This window comes from Haloferax sp. Atlit-12N (assembly GCF_003383095.1).
Lineage (GTDB): Archaea > Halobacteriota > Halobacteria > Halobacteriales > Haloferacaceae > Haloferax.
Genome location: NZ_PSYW01000002.1, coordinates 672,981 through 692,577, shown reverse-complemented (window position 1 = coordinate 692,577; position 19,597 = coordinate 672,981). Strand labels below are relative to the sequence as shown.

Sequence of the window (19,597 nt, the reverse complement as noted above, 5' to 3'; positions counted from 1 at the left end):
GGTCCCCGCAAGCGATAGTTTAGTTATCCCGCACCGTCCACGACCGTACATGGCAACGGCACGACGCGAGCGATTCATCCGCGCCCAGCTCGCTTGGATGCTCGGCGCGACGCTCGTCTTGGTCCTCCTCGACTCGCTTTCGTACGAGTTGGTCTTCGTCGTGTCCCTCATCGGTTTCCTCGTCGTCGTCGAACTCACCGCGCCGGTCGCGGTGACGCCCGCGTGGCGGCGACGGCTCCTATGGCTCATCGGCGGCGGCCTCGTCGCCTTCGGCTACATCGTGGTCAGACGCATTCTCGACATCCTCCCGCCGGGGGTGTTCTGAGTGCGCGTCGGCTCGCGCGAGGTCGGCTACCCGCACCTCTTGGCCGCGGCGCTCCTCGTCACGATGCTCCTCGGCGTCGGCGTCGGCGCGGGCACTTCGTCGTCCACCTACGGCGCGTTCAACGCCGCGTGGGACGGCGGCTCCGGAATCCGCGGGGTCGCGTCCGACGCGGGTACCGAGACCGAGGTCGTCTACAACACCACCGAGTACAGCGAGGTCGACCCGGCGGGCACCGTCGCGTTCGTCATCTCGCCGGAGCGGGGTTACACCGACGCCGAGGCCGACCGCATCGAAGCGTTCGTTCGGGCCGGCGGCACCGTCGTCGTCGCCGACGACTTCAGGCCGCACGCCAACGACTTGCTCGCCCGATTGGGCGCGTCGGCGCGCATCAACCAGACGCCGCTCCGCGACGACCGCCACCAGTACAAATCCGGCGCGCTCCCGGTGGCGACGCGCGTCGCCGCGGACCCGCTGACCCGCGACGTGTCGCAACTCACGCTGAACCACCCGGCGACGGTGACCGAAAACGAAAGCACCGTTCTCGTCCGCTCGTCGAACTTCTCGTATCTCGACCGCGACGACGACGGCGAACTCGACGAGAGCGAGACGCTCCAATCGCACCCGGTCGCGACCACGGAGCGCCTCGGCGCGGGCGACGTGGTCGTCGTGAGCGACCCGAGCGTGTTCATCAACGCGATGCTCGAACGGCCGGACAACCGGGCGTTCGCCGAGGCGCTCGTCGCCGACCGGACGACCGTCGTGTTGGACTTCTCGCACGCCGAGGAGCGCCCGCCGCTTCAAGTCGCGCTCCGGGCGCTCCGGGGCTCCGGCGGACTCCAACTCCTGTTCGGCGGGGTCGTCGTCGGCGCAGTCGCGCTCGTCGCCCGCCGCGGCCGGCTCTCGTAGTTCTGTCGCTGCGGGCGTCCGGCTCTGTCGACCCGCTCGTTCGGCCCGTTCGCTCGCCGGGGCACCGAGACCGCAGTTATATGTGGTCGCCGTCCCGAATGTCTCGTATATGAGTGCTCCCGAAGAGGTCTACGAGGCCATCCTGGACGAGACGTCGCAACTCCTCGTCGGGAACGAAGACGCGATAGAGGCGCTCACCATCGCGTTGCTGACGAACGGGCACGTCCTCCTCGAAGGGGTCCCCGGCGTGGCCAAGACGACGATCGCCAACCTGTTCGCCCACGCCGCGAACCTTGACTACCAGCGGATTCAGATGACGCCCGACGTGCTGCCGGCGGACATCACGGGAACCCACATCTACCGCGAGAACCTCGGCGAGTTCGAACTCCAGCGGGGACCGGTCTTCTCGAACGTCGTCCTCGCCGACGAGATCAACCGGGCGACGCCGAAGACGCAGTCCGCCCTCCTCGAAGCGATGGAAGAGGGACAGGTGACCATCGAGGGCGAGACGCTCAAACTCCCCTATCCGTTCATGGTCGTCGCCACGCAGAACCCCATCGAGTACGAGGGGACGTTCAACCTCCCGGAGGCCCAGCGCGACCGCTTCCAGTTCAAGGTCGTCGTCGAAATCCCCGAGCGGGCCGACGAGCGGGAGATTCTCGAACGCTTCGACCGCTCGCCGTCGCTCAAACCCTCGGACATCTCGAACGTCATCGACGACGCCGACATCGGGAAGGCCCGGCAGGTCGTCACGGGCGTGCACGTCGACGACAAGGTGTTCGATTACATCCTCGACCTCGTCGGCGCGACGCGGACGCACACCGCGGTCGACTTCGGCGCGTCGCCCCGCGCGTCGCTTGCGTTCCTCCGGGCCGGCAAGGCCGCCGCGGCGATTCGCGGCCGCGACTACGTGATTCCGGACGACGTGAAGCGACTCGCACCCATCATCATGTCGCACCGCCTCGTCCTTGGGACCGAGGCGGACATCAGCGGACGCGACCCCCGAGAGGTCGTCGAGGAGGTCGTCGACACCGTTCCGACGCCCGAAGTCGACCTCAACGAGTCGGCGACGCCGTCCGTCGCCGGCGACGACGACTGAGGGCGGTCGGCTATCGCTCGTCGGCTTCTGTTTCTGTTTCTGCTTCTTCGGCCTCGCGCTCGACCGCTGACGCCGCGTCCGCGGACGACTCGACTTCCTCGTCGTCTTCGACGTCCCACCGGCAGGTGACGGCGAAGTCCATCTCCTCGCCGGCGGCGACCTCGGCGACGACCGGCGCGTCGAGGCCGCGGGCGACGGCGACGGCGACGAACGACGCGACGGGCGTGTCGAACGTCTCGGCCGACCCGAACCGGCAGTCCTCGACGCGGACCGTCAAGCGACCGTCGGCGGCGTCCGTCTCGGCGGTCGCGGTCTCGGCGAGTTCGAACAGTTCCACGAGGGCGTCGGTCGTCTGTCGGGCGAGCGTCTCGGGGTCGTCGCCGAGCGGGCCGTCGAGGCTCCGCTCGAACTCGTCGAACAGGCCGCCGCCGCTGGGATTGAAGGCGACGCCGCGCGCCAGTTCGTCGTCGGTGACGACGAAGGTGTCGCGGAGCGCCTCGGCGTCGGGAAGCGCGTAGCCGCGGTGTTCCGGGACGAACAGCCGAACGGCGTCGCGGTCGGCGTCGGGGACGTAGACGGTCACGTCCTGCAGGCCGAGTTCGTCGACGACGGCGGCGTGGTTGCTCGCGTGCGCGCCGAACACCGACGACCCGACGCCGACGGGGATGAACCGCTCGGGGCTCAGATACCGCGTCACCGCGGCGGCGAACAGCCCGATAGCGCCGAGGACGACGAGCGTCTCCCTGACGGGCGGAAACAGCGCCCCCCCGAGCAGACCGGCGACGCCGAGTGCGGCCAGCGCGACGGCGGTCTGTCGGTACCGACCTCGACGGAGCGCCTCGTAGCGCTGTCTGAGGCGGGCGTTCTCGCGCCGGAGGTCGGCGACTTCGGCGCGGCCGGGCGTCGACTCGTCGGTGTCGCCCCGACCGGCGTCGCCGTCGCCTCGGGTCGCGGCCGAAACGATGGAACGGGTCTCGCCGTTCGCCAACTCGCGGTCGGGTCGGTCCGCGGGGCTGTCCGCGCTCATCGCCCCGCCCCCGTGTCCGACGTGCTTACGAGGCCAAGCGCGACGCGTTCGTAGCGGTGGAGTCCGTAGGCGACGAGCGCCGCGAGGACGACGGCGACCAGCGTGGCCTGCCACGCCCACCGGAGTGTCGCCCAGAGCGCCCACGCCGCCCCGAGCGCGACGACGTACCCCGCCGCCAGCCGAGCGAGTCGCGACCGGTCCGGCGGCCACGCGCACGCCGCGCTCGCGAGGAGCGGGAACGCCGCGAGCTGCGCGCCACCGAGCGCGACGAGGCTCGCGTCTCCGAAAAACGAGACGGCGGTCAGTTGGGCGACGACGAACGCGAGCGGTCCCGTCGTCGCCGTCGCCGCGGCGAGGACGAGGACGCCGGCGGCGACGCCCCACAGCCCGCTCGTCAGCCCCGCCACGAGCGTGACACAGAGGACGCCGACCACGTCCATCGGGGTGAGTTCGTTCGCGTCCAACACGGTTCGAATCGTCCGTTCGCTCTGGTTCACAGGTGTCTCCATCGGTGTTCACTCCGCTGTGGTGGCGCGGTCAGTCGCCAGGTCCATGGCGCTCTTTGGGGCTATCTCGTAGGCGGTGACGTTCGGGAGCCGTTCGAGGCGCTTTCGGAACTCCTCGAAGGAGACGACTCCGGCCGTGTCGCCCGCGCTCCCGGCGGCGTCGTCGAAGAACGTCGTCGGCGTGAGGAAGACGCTCGTCTGGCTGCTCCGCTTGGACGCGACGACGACCGCCTCGTAGGTCTCGACTCTCGCCGAGTCGTCGGTGACGAGCACGAGGTGGTCCTGCCGGTCGGACCGCGAGCACACGGACTTCACCGCGTCGAAAATCGGCCGGTCGCTGACCCGCGAGACGTAGCTCTCGCCGTCGCGGAGGTACGGGCGAAGCGTCGTCGCGAACGCCGAGTCGTCACCCTCGAGGAGGCGACTCCGCTCGCGGGCGTCTTCGGGGGCGACCGGCCGAGACGTGCCGACCGGACGACGCGAGCGCGCGGTCGGTTCTATCGAGAGCAGTCGCCGCCGAATCGTCTGGTAGGCGTTCGAGGACGACGAGGGGCCGAACTCCCAGGTCGTCCCGGCGTCGCCGACGAACTGCGCCGAAACGGGGTCGCTGTGGGAGTCGGCGGCGTCGATGAGGCCGAGCGCGACCTCGCGCGCGTACGAAAGCATTGTTCGCCCGGTCGGACCGCGGTTCATGTTCGAACCGCAGTCGACCACGAGCGACAGCAGATAATCCGATTCGGACTCGAACTCGCGGATGTACGGGTGGTCCATGCGCGCGGTGGTCTTCCAGTCGATCTGCGACAGCGTGTCGCCGGGGAGGTACTGCCGCGTCTCGTGGGGGACGAGTCCCGGTCCGGTCTGGTCGCTGGAGTGGTCGCCGAAGGACGCGCCGACGAGTTCGCCGCCGCGACCGACGTGGATGCCGTCGGGGGCCGGCGGTTCGACCAGGCAGCGGGCGTCGGCGTCGAGCGCCAGCGTCTCGGTGAAGAAGCCGGCACGGTCCTCGATGTCGACTTCGACCTCGTCGAACGCGATTCGCCCGGCGACGGGGAACTCGACACTGCACGTGACCGACCCGGCGGTCTCTCCGGGGTCGAACGCGACCGTCCGACGCGCCCGCTCGGGCGCGTTCACGCTCGGCGGCGCGACGAGTTCGACCTCGACGGGCGCGTCGACGGCCTCGGACAGCGACGCCGTCAGCGTCACCGCGGCGCGGTCGTCGACGTACACCGACGTCGGCTCGACCGAGACGCTCGCCGAGAGGTCGCGGTCGACCGCGCGAATCGTCCCGACGGCGTCGACCTGCGCGACGACGAGCCACGCGGCGAGGCCGCTGGCTGCGAAAAGCGGCGTCGGCTCGTCGAGGACGACCGCGTAGACGGCGAGGAAGCAGGCGACGCCTGCGAGCGCGGCCCATCGGCGGGTCGGAAGCATCGTGGATTCGATTCGTGCCGCCCAAGTTGAATGTTTGTGTTGAAGCGGGCCGCAGTCGGCCGCGCTGACCCGGGGATTTGCGGCGCGTTCGCGGTCTGACCGGGGCGTTAAACCCGGCGTTAACGCATCGCAGTCTGCGAATCACGCGTCCGGGACCGCCGGAGCAAGTCGGCGAATGCCAAAACCCATTAGGTCCCCCCGTCTGGCTACGGGTAGTGCGTGGTGAATCGGGCGGCCCGGTGCGGTTGCTCTGGATGATGTTGGTCGTCGGCTGTCTCGTTGCGACAGCGCCGGTAGCGGCGGTCTCTGCGGGAGCGGCCGCCGACGCGCCCGTCCCGAGCACGGACGCGCCGGCGTCTCTCGGGGCGGTTGACCGAGTATCGGCGTTCGGACCGACCACGGGTCCGCTGCAGCAGACCGCGAACGCGACGAACAACAACAGCACTGGTGTCCTCCACGAGAATCCTGACGAGGTCGACGACGAGAACGAACTCGACCGATTGCTGTCGTACCTCTCGGGCGAACTCAACGGTGACATCGGAGCGAGTACCCTGCAACTCAGTCAGGGCGAGTACGCGGCCGCGAAGGCGGCGCTCGGCGACGACTACGACGACTCGCTCGGCAAGTACGTCGACGTCGAGGGCGAGGTCGGCGGCGACGGCGCGAGCGAGGAGTACCAGTCAGTCGGCGAGACGCAGCGGGAGTACGTCGACACCGTCAGCGAGTTCCGCGAGACGCGCCGCGAGTACGAGGCGGCGAGGCGGGCCGGCAACGACGAGCGCGCCCGCGAACTCGCCCGCGAACTGACGCGACTCGCCGAGGACGGTGAGACCCAGTCAGAGCGGCTGTTGGAGGCGTTCGACGTCATCTCGAACCGGACCGACGGCGACCTCGCGGAGAGTAGCGCCCAAATCGCGGACGTACAGGCGAACGTCTCCGAGCAGCGCGACGAAATCGTCTCCCGCGAGTTCGTCGCCACCAACCTCACCGTCGCCGACTACGACCGGAACATCTCCTTTACCGACCCGCTCGTCCTCTCGGGGGCGCTCGTCGCCGACAACGGCACGCCGGTCGAGACGGCGACCGCCCGCTTTGCAGTCGGCGGGCGGACGGTTCAGACCGCGGTCGCCCCCGACGGCTCGTTCGAACTGACCTACCGGCCGGCGCGGATTCCGACCAGTACCTCGTCGCTCACGGTCCGGTACCTGCCCGATGACGCGTCGATGTATCAGGCGACGGAGCGGGTCGTCCCTGTCGCCGTCTCGCAGGTGAACGCGACCGCAAGCCTGTCGGAGCCGTCTGCGCCGGCCTACGGCTACGCCGACGCCGTCTCGGTTCGCGCGACGGTCAGCGTGAACGGGACGCCGGTGTCGAACTACCCGGTCTCGGCGAGCTTCGCCGGGTCGTCGGCGACCGCGCCGGCGACAAACGAAAGCGGCGCGTCGGCCGTCTCGGCGACCGTCCCCGCGACCGCGACAGACGCGGCGTCGATTCGAATCGCGCCCGACGGCGACGGCAGGGCGGTCGCGTTCGCCCCGGCGACGGTCGCGGTCCCGCTCGAAACCGAGGGGACAGCGCTCGACGTGCGCGCCCGCGAGACGACCGCCCAAACGGTCGTCGTCGAAGGTCGTCTCGAAACCGACGAGGGCGAGGCCGTGAGCGGCCAGTCGGTCGCCGTCAGCGTCAACGAGCGCGAAGTCGCGTCGGCGACGACCGGCGAGTCGGGCGCGTACCGGACGACTATCGACCTTCCGAGCGGCGTGGCCGCCGAGAACGCGACCGTCTCGGCCGCGTTCGACGGCGAGAAGACGAACCTCGAATCGTCCGACGCGACGGCGAGCATCCGGCTCTCGAACGGTGCCACCGGGGGCGAGGCCGGAAACGGCGCTTCTGGCGGGCTCCCGTTCGACCCGCTCGCCCTCGCGTGGGTCATCGCCGGGACCGCAGTTGTCGGCCTTGTCGCCGCCGTTCTCCTCCGGCGGAACGGCGCTGGCGAGTCCGCGGCGACGCCGACAGCCGACGAGTCCGCCGCCTCGGGCTCCGACGACTCGACCGCGCCGGAACCGTCGGCGACCGAGGCTTCGGCGCTGGACTCGGCGGCCGACGCGCTTGACGCGGGGCGACCGAACGACGCGGTGGTCGTCGCCTACGCGGGCGTTCGACAATCGCTTTCGGCCGCCGCAGACGTCGACGACGCCGCGACGCACTGGGAGTTCTGCGACCGGTGTGTCGACGCCGGCGTCGCGCCCGCCGACGCCCTCGAATCGCTCACCGCGGGCTACGAGCGCGCGGCCTACAGCGGACTCTCAGTGAGTGACGCGGACGCCGCCGAACTGGTCGAGACGGCCCGCTCTGTCGTCGCCCGGGAGGAGACCGGCGCGCTCGACTCGCCCGAGTCGGGCGACGGTGCGGACGCGTCGGAGCCGGTCGGCCCGGTCGAGTAGCGCGGCTGCGGGCCCCGGCGGCTGACAAATGATTTTTGTGCTCGTGTTTCCCACTTCGGGTAGATGTCGCAGCGCCAAGACTGGCGGTTGTTCCTCCCCGAGCCGCTCCGCACGCTCCCGGCCGACCTCGCGGTCGTCGTCGCGGGCGTCGCGCTCACGCTCGTCGCGACGCTCACGCCCGGGCTGGAGGGGACGCCGCTCCGAGTCGTCGTCGGCCTGCCGTTCGTGCTTTTCATCCCCGGCTACGCCCTCATCGCGGCGCTGTTCCCCGAGCGCGGTCCGCCGATAGACGCCCCGGAGGACCACGACCGGATGGGTGGTATCGACGGCATCGAGCGGGTCGCGCTCTCGTTCGGGACGAGCATCGCGGTCGTCCCCCTGCTCGGACTCGTCCTCAACTTCACGCCGTGGGGGATTCGACTCGTGCCCATCCTCGTCGCCGTGAGCGGCTTCACGCTCGTCGCCACGGCGTTCGCGGCGGCCCGCCGGTCGGCGCTCCCCGAAGAAGAACGGCTGGAAGTCCCCTACCAGCGCTGGTTCGCCGCCGCGCGCGACGAACTGTTCAACCCGGCGTCGGGGACCGACGCGATGCTGAACGTCGTCCTCGTGGCGAGCGTGGTCCTCGCGACCGCCAGCGTCGGCTACGCGGTGGCGGTGCCGAAAGACGGCGAGTCGTTCACCGAACTGTACCTCCTGACCGAAGACGGCGACGACGAACTCACCGCCGACAACTACCCCGAGGAACTCGTCCGCGGCGAACCCGCGTCGCTCGTCCTCGGCGTCGGCAACCAGGAGCACCGGACGGTGAACTACACCGTCGTCACCGTGCTCCAGCGCGTCGAGGTGTCGAACAACTCGACGACCGTACTGGAGTCCGAGCAACTTCGGACGTTCACGCCCCGACTCGAACACAACGAGACGTGGCACGAACCGCACGAGGTCCGCCCGACGATGACGGGCGAGCGCCTGCGGCTGACGTACCTCCTCTACGAGGGCGCGCCGCCGGCGTCGCCGACGGTTGATAACGCTTACCGGGAGGTCCACCTCTGGGTGACCGTTCGTGAGGAATAATGACAAAAACCGACCGCCGTCTCGCGGTGGGTAGTTCTCTAGTTTACTGATATCTCTCATTTATTCCCCGGAATCCGTAAGAACGTCGGCGTATGTCGTGTAACTCGTTTGTGTTCTAGTTTTATCATCTCTGATAATCCATAAGTAACGTTTAGGGTACTGCACGCTAAGGTCCGGGTAACGAGGTCACAATGCGAGATTCTGGAAGCACGGTTTCCCGCCGCGGCGGCCGAGGTCCGAAGATAGAGCGCATCGCAGACCGGTACGGTCTCGATGGCCTCGGTGACGACCTCGTCGATGCGTGGCTCGGCGAGGGTCGCGAGCAACGGAGCCTCCGCGAACTCGAAGGGGACGTGAACAAGCGACTCATCCGGGCCGCGCTGGACCAGGCCGGCGCGCACGTCCTCGACGGGGAGGCGGAGAACTTCTACCGACTCCTGACCAGCGACGACGTGACTGCGGGGAGTCGCACCGACGCGCGGAACACGCTCCGCGAGCGCGGCGTCGACATCGACCAGTTGGAGTCGGATATCATCTCCTACTAGTCGGTGTATAACTACCTCAAGCGACACCGAAACGTCGAACGTGAAGACGACGACGAAGACGGACAGAGCGCGACCGAGTCGGGACTCGCGACGATTCGGAAGCTCCGATCCCGACTGCGGACGGTGACTATCGATGTTATCGACCGTTTAGTGAAGGCCGAAGCGGTCTTCATCGGCACCTACGAGGTCGAAGTAGACATCCGTGTCACCTGCACAGACTGTGACACTCGAATGACCCCGACGACGCTGCTCAACTCCGGGCACTGCGACTGCGAACAGGAGAGAAACGAGTAGCGATTCGGGCTCACCAACACACCACATCCGAAACATGAACGATTCAGAGGCACTTCAGACGGCGACTGTCCGTATACGAAACATCGGTGGTATCGACGAACGAACCGTCGGGCTCGAACCCGGCGTCACCGTTCTGACCGGGCGCAACGCGACGAACCGAACGTCATTCCTGCGCGCGCTTATGGGCGCGTTCGGGAGCGACGCGGCCAGTCTCAAGGGAGACGCCGACGAGGGGTCGGTCGAACTCGAACTGGACGGCCGGACGTACACCCGCGTCTTCTCCCGTGAGAACGGGTCGGTCACGACCGACGGCACGCCGTACCTCCGGGATACGACGACTGCGGACCGCTTTGCGTTCCTCCTCGGGTCGAACGAGGCGCGCCGGGCCGTCGTCTCGGAGCGCGACCTCCACGACGTCATCATGGCACCGGTCGACACCGACGCCATCGAGGCAGAAATCGAGCGCCTCCAGACCCGACGGACGCAGGTAGAAACACAACTCGACTCGCTCGACTCGCTCGAGGCCGACCGCCGGTCGCTCGAATCGAAGCGCGACGATCTCGAAGCCGAAATCGAGGACCTCGAAGCCGAGCGCGACGATCTCGAAGCCGAAATCGAGGCCGAAGACCAGACGGTCGAATCGCAACGCGAGAACCAAGCCGCGTTAGACGAGGTGCTGTCGGACCTGCAGTCGGCGCGGTCGGACCTCGAAACGGTCCGCTTCCGCCTCCAGAGCGAGCGCGAGAGCGTCGAATCGCTCCGCGAGGAGCGCTCCGAACTCCAGTCGGAACTCGATTCGTTCGAGGCCGAGGAGGTCGACCGCGGCGAGGCGAACGACCGCATCGAGTCGATTCGGTCGCGCATCGAGTCGCTCAACTCGACGATTTCGGAGCTTCAGACCATCGTCCAGTACACGGAGGACGTGCTCGAAGGCAAGGCCGACCTCGTCGAGGACTCGCTGGGCGCGGTCGGCGGCGGTTCGGTGACGGACCAACTCGTCTCCTCGGAGACCATCACCTGCTGGACCTGCGGCACCGAGGTCGACCGCGACCAGATTCGGGGGACGACCGACCGCCTCCGCGAGGTCAGAGACGAACAGCGCGAGGAACGCGCCGAACTTCGCCGCGAACTCGACGAACTCGAACGCTCGATGCGGGCGGCGGAACAGGCCCAGCGCGACCGCCGGAAGCTCCGGGATAAGCTCCAGCGCCTCGAAGACGAACTCGACCGCCGGACCGGGCAAATCGACTCGCTGACCGACCAGCGCGAGGAGCTCGCCGAACGGGTCGAATCGCTCGAAGCCGACGCGTCGGACCTCCGCGGGCAGGCTGAGAGCGACCTCATCGAACTCCACAAGGAGCTCAACGAGGTCGAGTTCACGCTCGACCGGACGCGCGACGATCTCGCGTCGGTTCACGACGACCTCGACGCGCTCGACGACCGGTTCGACGAGCGCGAGGAACTCGAACTCGAGCGCGAACAGGTGACGGAGGAACTCGAGGATGCGCGAACCCGAATTCGGTCGCTGACGACCGCGGCCGTCGAGGCGTTCAACGAGGAGATGGAGACGGTCCTCGACCTCCTCGGCTACGACAACATCGAGCGCGTCTGGCTGGAGCAGGTCGAACGCCGGGTCCGAGAGGGCCGCCGCAAGGTCGAAAAGACCCAGTTCGAACTCCACATCGTCCGCGCGTCCGACTCCGGCGCGGTGTACGAGGACTCCATCGACCACCTCAGCGAGAGCGAGCGCGAGGTCGTCGGCCTCGTGTTCGCCCTCGCGGGCTACCTCGTCCACGAGGTGTACGAGGAGGTCCCGTTCATGCTGCTCGACTCCGTCGAGGCTATCGACGCCGAGCGCATCGCTGCGCTGGTCGACCACTTCGAGCAGTATCCGACGTTCCTCGTCGCGGCCCTCCTCCCCGAGGACGCGCAGGCCCTCGACGAGTCGTACCGGCGCGTCACGTGGGGGACCGACGTGGCACCCGCGGCCTGACCGGGCCAGTCCGCGCGGTGTCGAGACAGCGGTCGCGTTCCCGTCTGCTCCGCTCTCGTCTGTTCTGTTCTCTCCCTCTTTTGTCCCTCTCGCGCTGACTCGATGTTCCGATAGCTCGCCGCTCCCGGTCCTGTTTAGCGGTCAGTTCTCAACCCAATATTGCATTGTATAAACACTATCAAAGGGACATACCGTTAGTACGCAAGAAATATAACACGTCGAACCAACGTATCGAACAGACGATACTGGGGGGACGAAACCATCATCACATCAGACACGCAGGTACGAGACGAGTTCGAACCGACACGAGTTTGGTACGACTGCGAGCGTACCGAGCCGATCTCTGAGGCGGTTGCCGCGGCTGTGAACCAACACACGCGCCGCGACCCGACGGAGCTACCGCCACTCACAGAGCACGTAGACACCGACGCCCTCGACGCCCTGTTCGGCCGCGACGCGCCCGGAGCACCGCGCGTGACGGGTGCGTCGCTCGAATTCGACTACGCCGATTTAGTCGTCACCGTCGAGTCCGTCGGTCGTATCGAAGTCCGCGACGCGGGACGGTAATCGGCCGGGTCGTTCGACACTAATTGGGGATGATTCGACCGTTGTCGAACGGTTCGCACCGACCGCAGTTATCCGGCCCGCGCGGGTCGGTATCGAAGCCGCTTGGAATGTCCCGTCGAGCGAGACGTTTCGACGCTCTTTCTACTTAATTGGTTGAGATCTTTCAGGCGATAATCTTGCAGTTTATTTGAATTAGTGACTCCGATAAGTCCGGCCAACCGTTCGCTGTGGCCGCCCGCGACGTACCTTTTTGTCTCGTGGACGCCGACAAGGGGTATGGAACTCGAATTGCGCTTCTTCGCGACGTTTCGGGAGGTGGTGGGCCAGAAGTCCATCTACTGGCGGGTCGACGACGACGCGACCGTCGGAGACGTCCTCGAGTCGCTGGAAGCGGAGTACGACGGTCTCGCCGGCCGACTCATCGAAGACGGCGAGGTCAAGCCGCACGTGAACGTGCTGAAAAACGGGCGCGAAGTGGTCCACCTCGACGGGATGGCCACGACGCTCGACGATGGGGACGCCGTGAGCGTCTTCCCGCCGGTCGCGGGGGGCTGACGTGGCGCGTCGACAGCGAGCGTTCCGCGGTATCTCGCCCCGCCTCGCGATTCAGTACCTCGAAGGACTCGGCGGCGAGGCCGACGGCGATGGCCGCGTGGTCGGCCCCGACTGGGCCGTCGACATCGAGACCGAGGTGGTCACGATAACGAGCAGTATCCAACTCACCGAGGTGCAGCTCGCGTTCGAGGGCGACGAGGAGACGCTCGACGACCTCGTCGAGCGATTCGCCCGCAAGGCGATGCGCGCGGGGGGATGACCGTGGGTGCCGACGGTGACCGGCGGCCGGGGCGCGAACGACTCAGCGAGCGCCTCGCGCCGGACGGCGACGACGGCGCGCCCCGCGGCGGTGCCATCGACGGTACGGCAATCATGCTTGCGGCCGCGAAGGCGAGCGTCCCCGCAAGCAGCCTCCCACTGTTGCTCGACCGGGCGCAGGCGTACCTCGACGGCCGGGCGACCGAGTACGCACAGGGGTTCGAATGCGTCCACGAGGACGACGAGACGGCGGTGTTTCTCGTCCCGCTGGGCCACTGGGACACGAAGGGACTCGACCTAGACTTCTCGCACCGCGAGGTCGACGCGGTCCGCCGGGCACACGCCGAACACCTCCGACGTGTCGGCGCGGACGCCGACCGCCGCGACGAGTTCGAGACGGCGCTCGAAATCCGTGAGGTCGCCGTCGTCAGGCGGTAGGCCGAAAAGCCGGCAAACTGCCCGACGATAGACGGCTATTTCGGGGGCGGCGACCTGCTACCGACAGATGCCAACCGTTTCTTCCGACCTCCTCGACGGCGTCCGGGCCGCGGGGCCGCTCCAACTCGGCATCGCGCCGTTCGGCCTCGTCGCGGGCGTCGCGGCCGTCGAACAGGGGCTGTCGGTCGCGCACGCCCTCGGCTTCTCCAGTCTCGTCTTCGCGGGCGCGTCGCAGCTCGCCATGATAGAACTCCTCGGCGCAGACGCGCCGCTGGCAATCGTCGTCGGCACGGCCGTCGTCATCAACCTCCGGACGATGATGTACTCGGCCTCTATCGCGCCCTACTTCCGCGACCTGACCGCCCGGTCGAAGGCGCTCGCGTCGTACCTCCTGACCGACCAGGCGTACGCGGTCTCTATCGCCCGCTACGGCCGCGACGGCGAGACCGACCGCTTCGCGTACTACGTCGGCGCGGGCGCGTCGCTGTGGCTCGTCTGGCAGGTGACGACCGTCGCCGGCGCGCTCCTCGGCTCCGGGCTCCCGCCCGAGTGGGGTTTCGACTTCGCCGCGCCCCTCGTCTTTCTCGCCCTGCTCGTCCCCACGCTGAAGGACCGTGCGTCCGGCGCGTCGTGTCTCGTCGGCGGCCTCGTCGCCACCGGCGTCGTCGTCGCGGGCGTCCCGTTCCACCTCGACATCATCGTCGCGGCCGTCGTCGGCGTCCTCGCCGGTCTCGCGGTCGAATCGCTCGGAGGCGACGCCTGAATGCCGACCGGCTACGACTCGGCGACCGTCTGGCTCGTCATCGCTCTCGCGGGCGTCCTCACCTTCGCCATCCGCGGGTCGTTCATCTACCTGTTCGGCCGCATCGACGACGTGCCGCCGGCGGCCGAATCGGCGCTGGAGTACGTCCCTGCGGCCGTGTTCGCGGCGCTCGTCTTCCCCGCGCTCCTCGCCCCATCCGGTGACCTCGCGGTCTCCGTCGGCAACGACAAACTCGTCGCCGGCGCGCTGGCCGCGCTCGCCGCGTGGTACACCGAACGCGTGCTCGCCACCATCCTCGTCGGCATGGGCGCGCTCTGGGTCCTCCGGTTCGTCGTCTGAGCCGCCGTCAGCCCCGTTCGGTGACCCGTCGCCTCCCCCAAGATACTCGTTTCGCGGGCGACCACGGTCGCACGCATGCCCTCCCCACCTCCGCGCCTCTACTCGCTCCCCCGCGACGGCGAGGGTCGCGCCCTTCTCCCGACCGGGTTCGTCGCCGGCGTCGCCGCGTTCGTCGTCGGCACGCTCGCGGTCGCCGGCTGGCTCGCCCTCGCCACCGACGGCTCGTTTTCCACGCTCGACGCCGCGACCGAGATGACCGCCGGGAAACCCGTCCCGTCCGTGTTCGTCCCCGTCTGGACGTTCGGCGGCGCGATGGGCCTGCCCGTTCGACTCGTCGAGACGACCGGCCCCGGTCGCGCGGTCGTCCTCCGAAACCTCGTCGACGGGTTCGACGGCGCGGCCGACTCGTGGTACTGGCTGGGCGCGCTGCCGCCCGCCTGCCTCTTTCTCGCCGGCGTCGTCACGGCGCGCCTCACGGCGTGGTCCCGACGCCCCGCCGAGGGGTTCGTCACGGGGTCGTCGGTCGCGCTCGGCTTCGCCGCCACCGTCGCCGTCGCCGCGCTCGTCGCTCGCGTCGGCCTCGGCGACGTGCCCCCGAACGCGGACGGGTTCGTCCGCATCGGTTCGACCGGGTTCCACCCGACCGACCTCGACGGCGACTCGGTCGGCCTCCCGCTTTGGGGGGCGTTCTCTGGACTGGTGTTCGGCGTCGTCTTCGGCGGCCTCGGTGGGGCCGCCGCGGCGCTCGTCGGCGGACTCACCACTACGGGTCGCAATCGGTCGGAAAAAGCGTGATTCGGGTGGGTATCGGCCGCGACCGGGTCGGGCCGGGTGGTCGGTCCAGCCGTCGGTTCAGTCGTCGGCGGGTGCCGGCGAGTCGCCGCGGGAGACGCCCGTGCCGGGGCCGATGTCGATGCCGAGTTCGTCGAGACGCTCGTCGGGGACGACGCCGTCGACCCACTGGCGGCGGGCGTAGTACTCTTCTTTCATCTCGTCGAGTTCGCACAACTGGCCCTCGGACGCGCCCTGTCCGGGCATCGCCTCGTCGCCTTCGACGAAGCGTCCCGGCAGCGAGTCGTCGGCACCGTCGAAGCCGGCGAGGTTGTTGTAGTACCGCTCGAGGGTGTAGATGCGGTCACCGGTTTCGAGCAGTTCCTCTTCGGTCACGTCGCGGCCGGTCATGCCGTTGTACTGCAGGACGTACTCCTCGATGCCCTCCGCGAACGCGTTGAACTTGCAGATGTCGAACGAGTCTGAGATGGCGTGCATGTCCTGGAACAGCGCCACGAGTTCGCCCTTCCCGCGCCACTCGTGGGGGTCGTGCTTCTCCGGGATGCCGAGAATCTCGGCGGACGGCGTGTAGCCGCGGAGGTGGCACGCACCGCGGTTCGAGGTGGCGTAGCCGATGCCCATGCCCTTCATGCAGCGCGGGTCGTACGCCGGGATGGTCTGGCCCTTGACGGCCAGCGAGTTGTCGTGGGCGTCGAAGCGCTCGGCGAGGCCGTTTGCGCCCTCGGCGAGGGCGTCTGCGAGGTCGCCCTCACGGTTCGCGACCTCGGTGATGAGGTCGATCATGCGCTCGGTGTCGCCCCAGTCGAGCTGTTCGCTCAGCCCGTCGAGCTTGCCCTGCTCGGACATCTCCATCGCCATCGCCATCATGTTGCCCATCTCGATGGTGTCGACGCCCATGTCGTTACACCGGTCGATCATGACGGCGATTTCGTCGCGCTCGGTGTGTCCGGAGTTCGGGCCCAGCGCGTACGCGGACTCGTACTCGTAGGACTCGCCACGGACGTTCATCTCCTCGCCTTTGTGCATCACCGACACCTCGACTTCCTTCTTACAGGCGACCGGGCAGGAGTGACACGTCGGCTCGTCGACGAGGATGTTCTCGCGGACGTTCTCGCCGGAGACGCGCTCGGAGTCGATGTCCGCGCCCTCGGCGTCTCGCATCGCCGCGGTCGAGGTGTACTTCCCGTTTTTCGTCGGGAGACCGTCGAGTTCCTCGCCCGCGTTCATCAGGACGTTCGTCCCGTACAGCGACAGGCCGCCCTCGTTGGGCGCGGTGACCTCGGACTCGCGGATGAGCTGCATCGCCTGCTGGTAGCCCTGCTTGAACGTGTCGGCGTCGGCCGGCTTCGGCATCCGCGTGCCGGACTTCACGACGATTGCCTTGAGGTTCTTCGAGCCCATGACCGCGCCCGTGCCGCCGCGGCCGGACGCGCGGTCGTCCTCGTTGACGATACAGCCGTACTTGACCTCGTTCTCGCCGCCGGGGCCGATAGCCATTATCGAGAGGTTCTTGCCGAGGCTCCCTTCGACCTCGCCTTCGAGCTCCTCGATTGTGTCGTGGACGCCCCAGCCCCAGATGTGCTCCGCGTCGTGGAGCGTCAGTTCGCCGTCTTCGACGACCGCGTAGACCGGGTGTTCGGACTTGCCCGTGAACAGCAGGCCGTCGAAGCCGGACCACTTGAGTCGCGCGCCGCTCCAGCCGCCGTGGTGCGAGTCGGTGACGGTCCCCGTGAGCGGGGATTTCGTCACGACCGCGATGCGACCGCTCATCACGGTCTGCGTGCCGGTGAGCGGCCCCGTCATGAACGCGAGGAGGTTGTCCGGTCCGAGCGGGTCCACGTCCGGTCCCTGGTCGAAGACGTACTTCACGCCGAGGCCGCGGGCCCCGATGTACTTTCGCGCGTCCTCGTCGTCGATACCCTCGTACGCGATGTCGCCGGATGACAGGTCCACCCGAGCGACCCTGTCGTGATAACCACCGAGTTCAGTCATTGTAATCCTCGTTGATTATATACGGTCGCTGTCGGGTTAGTGATTCCCACCTCGACGTAACCGTTCGAGGTTACCCCGTCGTGGACCAACGCCGGTCCGTCACGGGATTGCGGCAATCCGTGCGACTCATCCCGGTTGCGGGCCGGCGACCCGCAACGAGACGGTTCCGGTGGCGTCGACGACGACGCTCGCGGGGCCGCGCGGCGGGCACGACCACCACGTCCCCGAGACCGCCGCCCCGGTTTCGAGGCTCGCCGACAGGGCGTGCGCCCCGGAGGTCGTCACGGGGACGAGTTCGCGGACCTCACCGGGGTCGAGGGCGAGCGTGCGGTCGAACGGCTCGCCGTCACCCTCGGGGGTAACCTGAAGCGAGAGCCGATGGGGTTCGTCGTCGCGGTTGGCGACCGTGAGCGTCGTGTTCGCCGGACCACAGCCCGTCGCTCCGCTCGACACGTCGATATACTTCGTCGGCTGGTCGGGCACCGGCCACGCCGACTCGACGCGTCGCTCGTCGGTCTCGACTTCGACGCGGTAGTCCCCGCTTCGGTACGTCACCGGAATCGATAGCCGCGCCCCCGACGGAACGCGGTACGCCTGGTCGACGAGCACCGTGTCTCCGAGGTCGATGCGGAGCCGAGCGGTCGTCTCGGGGCCGGGGTTCTCCACGACGACGCCCGCCGGTGCGTACCATCGCGCGGAGCCGTCGCCGACGAGCGGGAGGTCGATTCTCGGCCCGTCGTCGGGGGTCGCCGCCGCGAGCGAGCACTCTCCCCGGGCGTCGCACGAGACGGTCCGCCAGAACTCCGCGCCGTCCCGACCGAGGACGACCTCCAGCCCCTCGAACGCCGCGTCGACGACCCATCCCGACCGGGCCCGCAGGCCGGTGTCCGTCTCGACGAGCACCGCCGTCTCCCCGGTCGGGACCGCGACCGACAGCGCGGTCCGTTCGCCGGGAAGCAGGTCGCGGTTCTCGAAGAACACGTCGCGGTCGCCGCGGACGCCGACGACGGTCGTGAACACCGGGTCCGGCGTCGGGTTCCAGAGCGTCAGCGACCGCTCCACGCGCGCTTCGGTCGTCGGCGTCTCGGTCGGCGGGTCGGTCCCCTCCTCGGGGGTCGGCGTCTCCGTCTCGCCTTCGGGCGTTCCGCACCCGGCGAGTCCGGCCACGCCGCCCGCGAGAAGCGAGAGGAGCGTGCGGCGCTCCATGGGCCACCTACGGGCGCGACGCATATGAACGTCTGTCGCTGCGGTGCCGCGTTCGACCATCATCTCCGTCCCCGTCGCCGCGTCGCGGCTCCGACCTCCAAAACAGCTATTTCGTCGGGGGTCAGTCGTTTCCACGAACCAGATGGGACTCGACAGTTTTCTCGGTGCGATCGACGCCGCGAGTCGGTCGCTGTCGGTGGTCAATCGCTCGGCTCCCGACCCCGTCCAGCGGATGCTCGAAACCACGTTCGCCGACCAGCCGGTCGATGTCGACGAACTGTCCAACGACACCCGCGGCGACGACGTGGTCGTGCTCACCGAGCAGACGCCCGAGGGGCGCGAGGTCGTCGCGACCTCGCCGCTGGAGGTGGTGATGAACACCGTCCTCCTCGTGAACTCGGACCTCTACAAGACGGGGCAGGCGAACCTCGCCGCGTTCGAACTCCCGTCGGTCCTCACGCGACTCGACGACGTGCCGTTTTCCCTCCGCGGCTATCCCGAATCCGACAAGGAGAAACTGCTGCTCGTGGCGATTTCGCGGTACATCGAGCGCCACGCGTGGCGCGCTGGCGACGGGAGACTCCGGTCGTCGTTCCAGCGGCTGTCCCGAATCAAAGACGAGCGCGGGACGCGAGCGGTCTACCAGAAGGTCGCGTCGACCGACGTGCAGACCCACGTCTACGGGATTCCGGACTGGACCCCGTCGTCTAACTCCGACCTCCTGACCCACGGCGGTTACACCGAGGACTTCTACGACTCGTGGTTCGTCGTCTACACGCCGCCGGAGGGCGGGCCGGTCGGAGCGGTCGAGTCGGACGGCGGGACCGACGAGGGAACCCCGAGCGACGAGCGAGCTATCGACGGTGTGAGTCCGGGCCAACCCGTCGCTCTCCTCGCGCTCGAGACCGAACCGAAGCGCTGGGAGGGCTACTGGACGTTCCGCCCGTCGCTCGTCGCCGACATCGACCGGTACATCTCACGGAACATGTGAGGGTCGGCGGCCGCCGCCGCCCGCCGCCGCCCGCCGCCGACCGAAGCCAGAC

The 19,597-nt window shown here is 68.4% G+C and carries 19 protein-coding genes and 1 pseudogene; 15 read left to right on the top strand and 5 right to left on the bottom strand.

What is annotated here, in order from left to right:
- Window positions 1-49: 49 nt before the first annotated feature.
- The 3 genes from C5B90_RS11855 to C5B90_RS11845 all read left to right on the top strand — a co-directional run bounded on the left by C5B90_RS11855 (window position 50) and on the right by C5B90_RS11845 (window position 2,330).
- Window positions 50-325 (top strand): hypothetical protein, encoded by a 276-nt coding sequence (locus C5B90_RS11855; protein WP_004042058.1) that lies wholly within the window; start codon window positions 50-52, stop codon window positions 323-325.
- A complete protein-coding gene (locus C5B90_RS11850) occupies window positions 326-1,231 on the top strand; it encodes a DUF4350 domain-containing protein (RefSeq protein ID WP_115881689.1) in 906 nt (301 codons plus the stop codon).
- Window positions 1,232-1,340: 109 nt separating this feature from the next.
- Window positions 1,341-2,330 (top strand): MoxR family ATPase, encoded by a 990-nt coding sequence (locus C5B90_RS11845; RefSeq protein ID WP_115881687.1) that lies wholly within the window; start codon window positions 1,341-1,343, stop codon window positions 2,328-2,330.
- 10 nt (window positions 2,331-2,340) lie between these two features.
- Here C5B90_RS11845 and C5B90_RS11840 read toward each other — a convergent pair whose 3' ends face one another.
- The 3 genes from C5B90_RS11840 to C5B90_RS11830 are packed head-to-tail and all read right to left on the bottom strand — an operon-like array spanning window position 2,341 to window position 5,297.
- Window positions 2,341-3,357, bottom strand: coding sequence for a hypothetical protein (locus C5B90_RS11840; RefSeq protein WP_115881685.1), 1,017 nt, complete (start codon window positions 3,355-3,357; stop codon window positions 2,341-2,343).
- Window positions 3,354-3,854 (bottom strand): hypothetical protein, encoded by a 501-nt coding sequence (locus C5B90_RS11835; protein WP_115881683.1) that lies wholly within the window; start codon window positions 3,852-3,854, stop codon window positions 3,354-3,356. The genes C5B90_RS11840 and C5B90_RS11835 overlap by 4 nt, the downstream gene beginning before the upstream one ends.
- An 18-nt stretch (window positions 3,855-3,872) precedes the next feature.
- The gene (locus C5B90_RS11830) at window positions 3,873-5,297 is read right to left on the bottom strand and encodes a DUF58 domain-containing protein (RefSeq protein WP_115881681.1); all 1,425 of its coding nucleotides are present in this window, start codon (window positions 5,295-5,297) and stop codon (window positions 3,873-3,875) included.
- Between the two features lie 257 nt (window positions 5,298-5,554).
- Between C5B90_RS11830 and C5B90_RS11825 the strand changes: the two genes are divergently transcribed.
- From C5B90_RS11825 to C5B90_RS11775, 11 genes and pseudogenes are all read left to right on the top strand, one after another.
- The gene (locus C5B90_RS11825; protein ID WP_115882497.1) at window positions 5,555-7,741 is read left to right on the top strand and encodes a DUF4129 domain-containing protein; all 2,187 of its coding nucleotides are present in this window, start codon (window positions 5,555-5,557) and stop codon (window positions 7,739-7,741) included.
- 63 nt (window positions 7,742-7,804) lie between these two features.
- Window positions 7,805-8,812 carry a DUF1616 domain-containing protein gene (locus tag C5B90_RS11820; RefSeq protein WP_115881679.1) on the top strand — a complete coding sequence of 336 codons (1,008 nt, stop codon included), beginning with the start codon at window positions 7,805-7,807 and terminating at the stop codon, window positions 8,810-8,812.
- Window positions 8,813-9,003: 191 nt separating this feature from the next.
- Window positions 9,004-9,651, top strand: a pseudogene (gene rdfA, locus C5B90_RS11815) (rod-determining factor RdfA).
- Window positions 9,652-9,685: 34 nt separating this feature from the next.
- Entirely contained in the window at window positions 9,686-11,644 is a 1,959-nt protein-coding gene (locus C5B90_RS11810) for an archaea-specific SMC-related protein (protein WP_115881677.1), read from the top strand.
- A 339-nt stretch (window positions 11,645-11,983) separates the two neighbouring features.
- A complete protein-coding gene (locus C5B90_RS11805; RefSeq protein ID WP_158547231.1) occupies window positions 11,984-12,211 on the top strand; it encodes a HalOD1 output domain-containing protein in 228 nt (75 codons plus the stop codon).
- 276 nt (window positions 12,212-12,487) lie between these two features.
- Entirely contained in the window at window positions 12,488-12,766 is a 279-nt protein-coding gene (gene samp3 / locus C5B90_RS11800) for a ubiquitin-like modifier protein SAMP3 (protein WP_115881673.1), read from the top strand.
- A gap of 1 nt (window position 12,767) precedes the next feature.
- Complete coding sequence (locus tag C5B90_RS11795) at window positions 12,768-13,025, top strand: hypothetical protein (protein WP_115881671.1); 258 nt, start codon at window positions 12,768-12,770, stop codon at window positions 13,023-13,025.
- A complete protein-coding gene (locus tag C5B90_RS11790; protein ID WP_115881669.1) occupies window positions 13,022-13,462 on the top strand; it encodes a hypothetical protein in 441 nt (146 codons plus the stop codon). The genes C5B90_RS11795 and C5B90_RS11790 overlap by 4 nt, the downstream gene beginning before the upstream one ends.
- A gap of 67 nt (window positions 13,463-13,529) precedes the next feature.
- Window positions 13,530-14,225 carry an AzlC family ABC transporter permease gene (locus tag C5B90_RS11785; protein WP_115881667.1) on the top strand — a complete coding sequence of 232 codons (696 nt, stop codon included), beginning with the start codon at window positions 13,530-13,532 and terminating at the stop codon, window positions 14,223-14,225.
- The gene (locus C5B90_RS11780; protein ID WP_115819611.1) at window positions 14,226-14,564 is read left to right on the top strand and encodes an AzlD domain-containing protein; all 339 of its coding nucleotides are present in this window, start codon (window positions 14,226-14,228) and stop codon (window positions 14,562-14,564) included.
- Between the two features lie 75 nt (window positions 14,565-14,639).
- Window positions 14,640-15,359, top strand: a complete 720-nt coding sequence (locus C5B90_RS11775) for a hypothetical protein (protein ID WP_115881665.1) — start codon at window positions 14,640-14,642, stop codon at window positions 15,357-15,359.
- A gap of 57 nt (window positions 15,360-15,416) precedes the next feature.
- On the opposite strand, the gene C5B90_RS11770 is transcribed toward C5B90_RS11775, so the two are convergent.
- Together C5B90_RS11770 and C5B90_RS11765 are read right to left on the bottom strand one after the other, a co-directional pair.
- Entirely contained in the window at window positions 15,417-17,348 is a 1,932-nt protein-coding gene (locus C5B90_RS11770) for an aldehyde ferredoxin oxidoreductase family protein (protein ID WP_115881663.1), read from the bottom strand.
- Between the two features lie 126 nt (window positions 17,349-17,474).
- Window positions 17,475-18,554, bottom strand: a complete 1,080-nt coding sequence (locus tag C5B90_RS11765) for a hypothetical protein (RefSeq protein ID WP_115881661.1) — start codon at window positions 18,552-18,554, stop codon at window positions 17,475-17,477.
- A gap of 142 nt (window positions 18,555-18,696) precedes the next feature.
- Here C5B90_RS11765 and C5B90_RS11760 point away from each other — a divergent pair, with 142 nt between their 5' ends.
- Window positions 18,697-19,545, top strand: a complete 849-nt coding sequence (locus C5B90_RS11760; protein WP_115881659.1) for a DICT sensory domain-containing protein — start codon at window positions 18,697-18,699, stop codon at window positions 19,543-19,545.
- Window positions 19,546-19,597: the final 52 nt, after the last annotated feature.

Coding starts and splice junctions, on each gene's coding strand:
- C5B90_RS11855 (WP_004042058.1), top strand. CDS start 50: ATGGCAACGGCACGACGCGAGCGATTCATCCGCGCCCAGCTCGCTTGG.
- C5B90_RS11845 (WP_115881687.1), top strand. CDS start 1,341: ATGAGTGCTCCCGAAGAGGTCTACGAGGCCATCCTGGACGAGACGTCG.
- C5B90_RS11840 (WP_115881685.1), bottom strand. CDS start 3,357: ATGAGCGCGGACAGCCCCGCGGACCGACCCGACCGCGAGTTGGCGAAC.
- C5B90_RS11830 (WP_115881681.1), bottom strand. CDS start 5,297: ATGCTTCCGACCCGCCGATGGGCCGCGCTCGCAGGCGTCGCCTGCTTC.
- C5B90_RS11825 (WP_115882497.1), top strand. CDS start 5,555: ATGTTGGTCGTCGGCTGTCTCGTTGCGACAGCGCCGGTAGCGGCGGTC.
- C5B90_RS11820 (WP_115881679.1), top strand. CDS start 7,805: ATGTCGCAGCGCCAAGACTGGCGGTTGTTCCTCCCCGAGCCGCTCCGC.
- C5B90_RS11810 (WP_115881677.1), top strand. CDS start 9,686: ATGAACGATTCAGAGGCACTTCAGACGGCGACTGTCCGTATACGAAAC.
- samp3 (WP_115881673.1), top strand. CDS start 12,488: ATGGAACTCGAATTGCGCTTCTTCGCGACGTTTCGGGAGGTGGTGGGC.
- C5B90_RS11790 (WP_115881669.1), top strand. CDS start 13,022: ATGACCGTGGGTGCCGACGGTGACCGGCGGCCGGGGCGCGAACGACTC.
- C5B90_RS11785 (WP_115881667.1), top strand. CDS start 13,530: ATGCCAACCGTTTCTTCCGACCTCCTCGACGGCGTCCGGGCCGCGGGG.
- C5B90_RS11780 (WP_115819611.1), top strand. CDS start 14,226: ATGCCGACCGGCTACGACTCGGCGACCGTCTGGCTCGTCATCGCTCTC.
- C5B90_RS11775 (WP_115881665.1), top strand. CDS start 14,640: ATGCCCTCCCCACCTCCGCGCCTCTACTCGCTCCCCCGCGACGGCGAG.
- C5B90_RS11770 (WP_115881663.1), bottom strand. CDS start 17,348: ATGACTGAACTCGGTGGTTATCACGACAGGGTCGCTCGGGTGGACCTG.
- C5B90_RS11765 (WP_115881661.1), bottom strand. CDS start 18,554: ATGGAGCGCCGCACGCTCCTCTCGCTTCTCGCGGGCGGCGTGGCCGGA.
- C5B90_RS11760 (WP_115881659.1), top strand. CDS start 18,697: ATGGGACTCGACAGTTTTCTCGGTGCGATCGACGCCGCGAGTCGGTCG.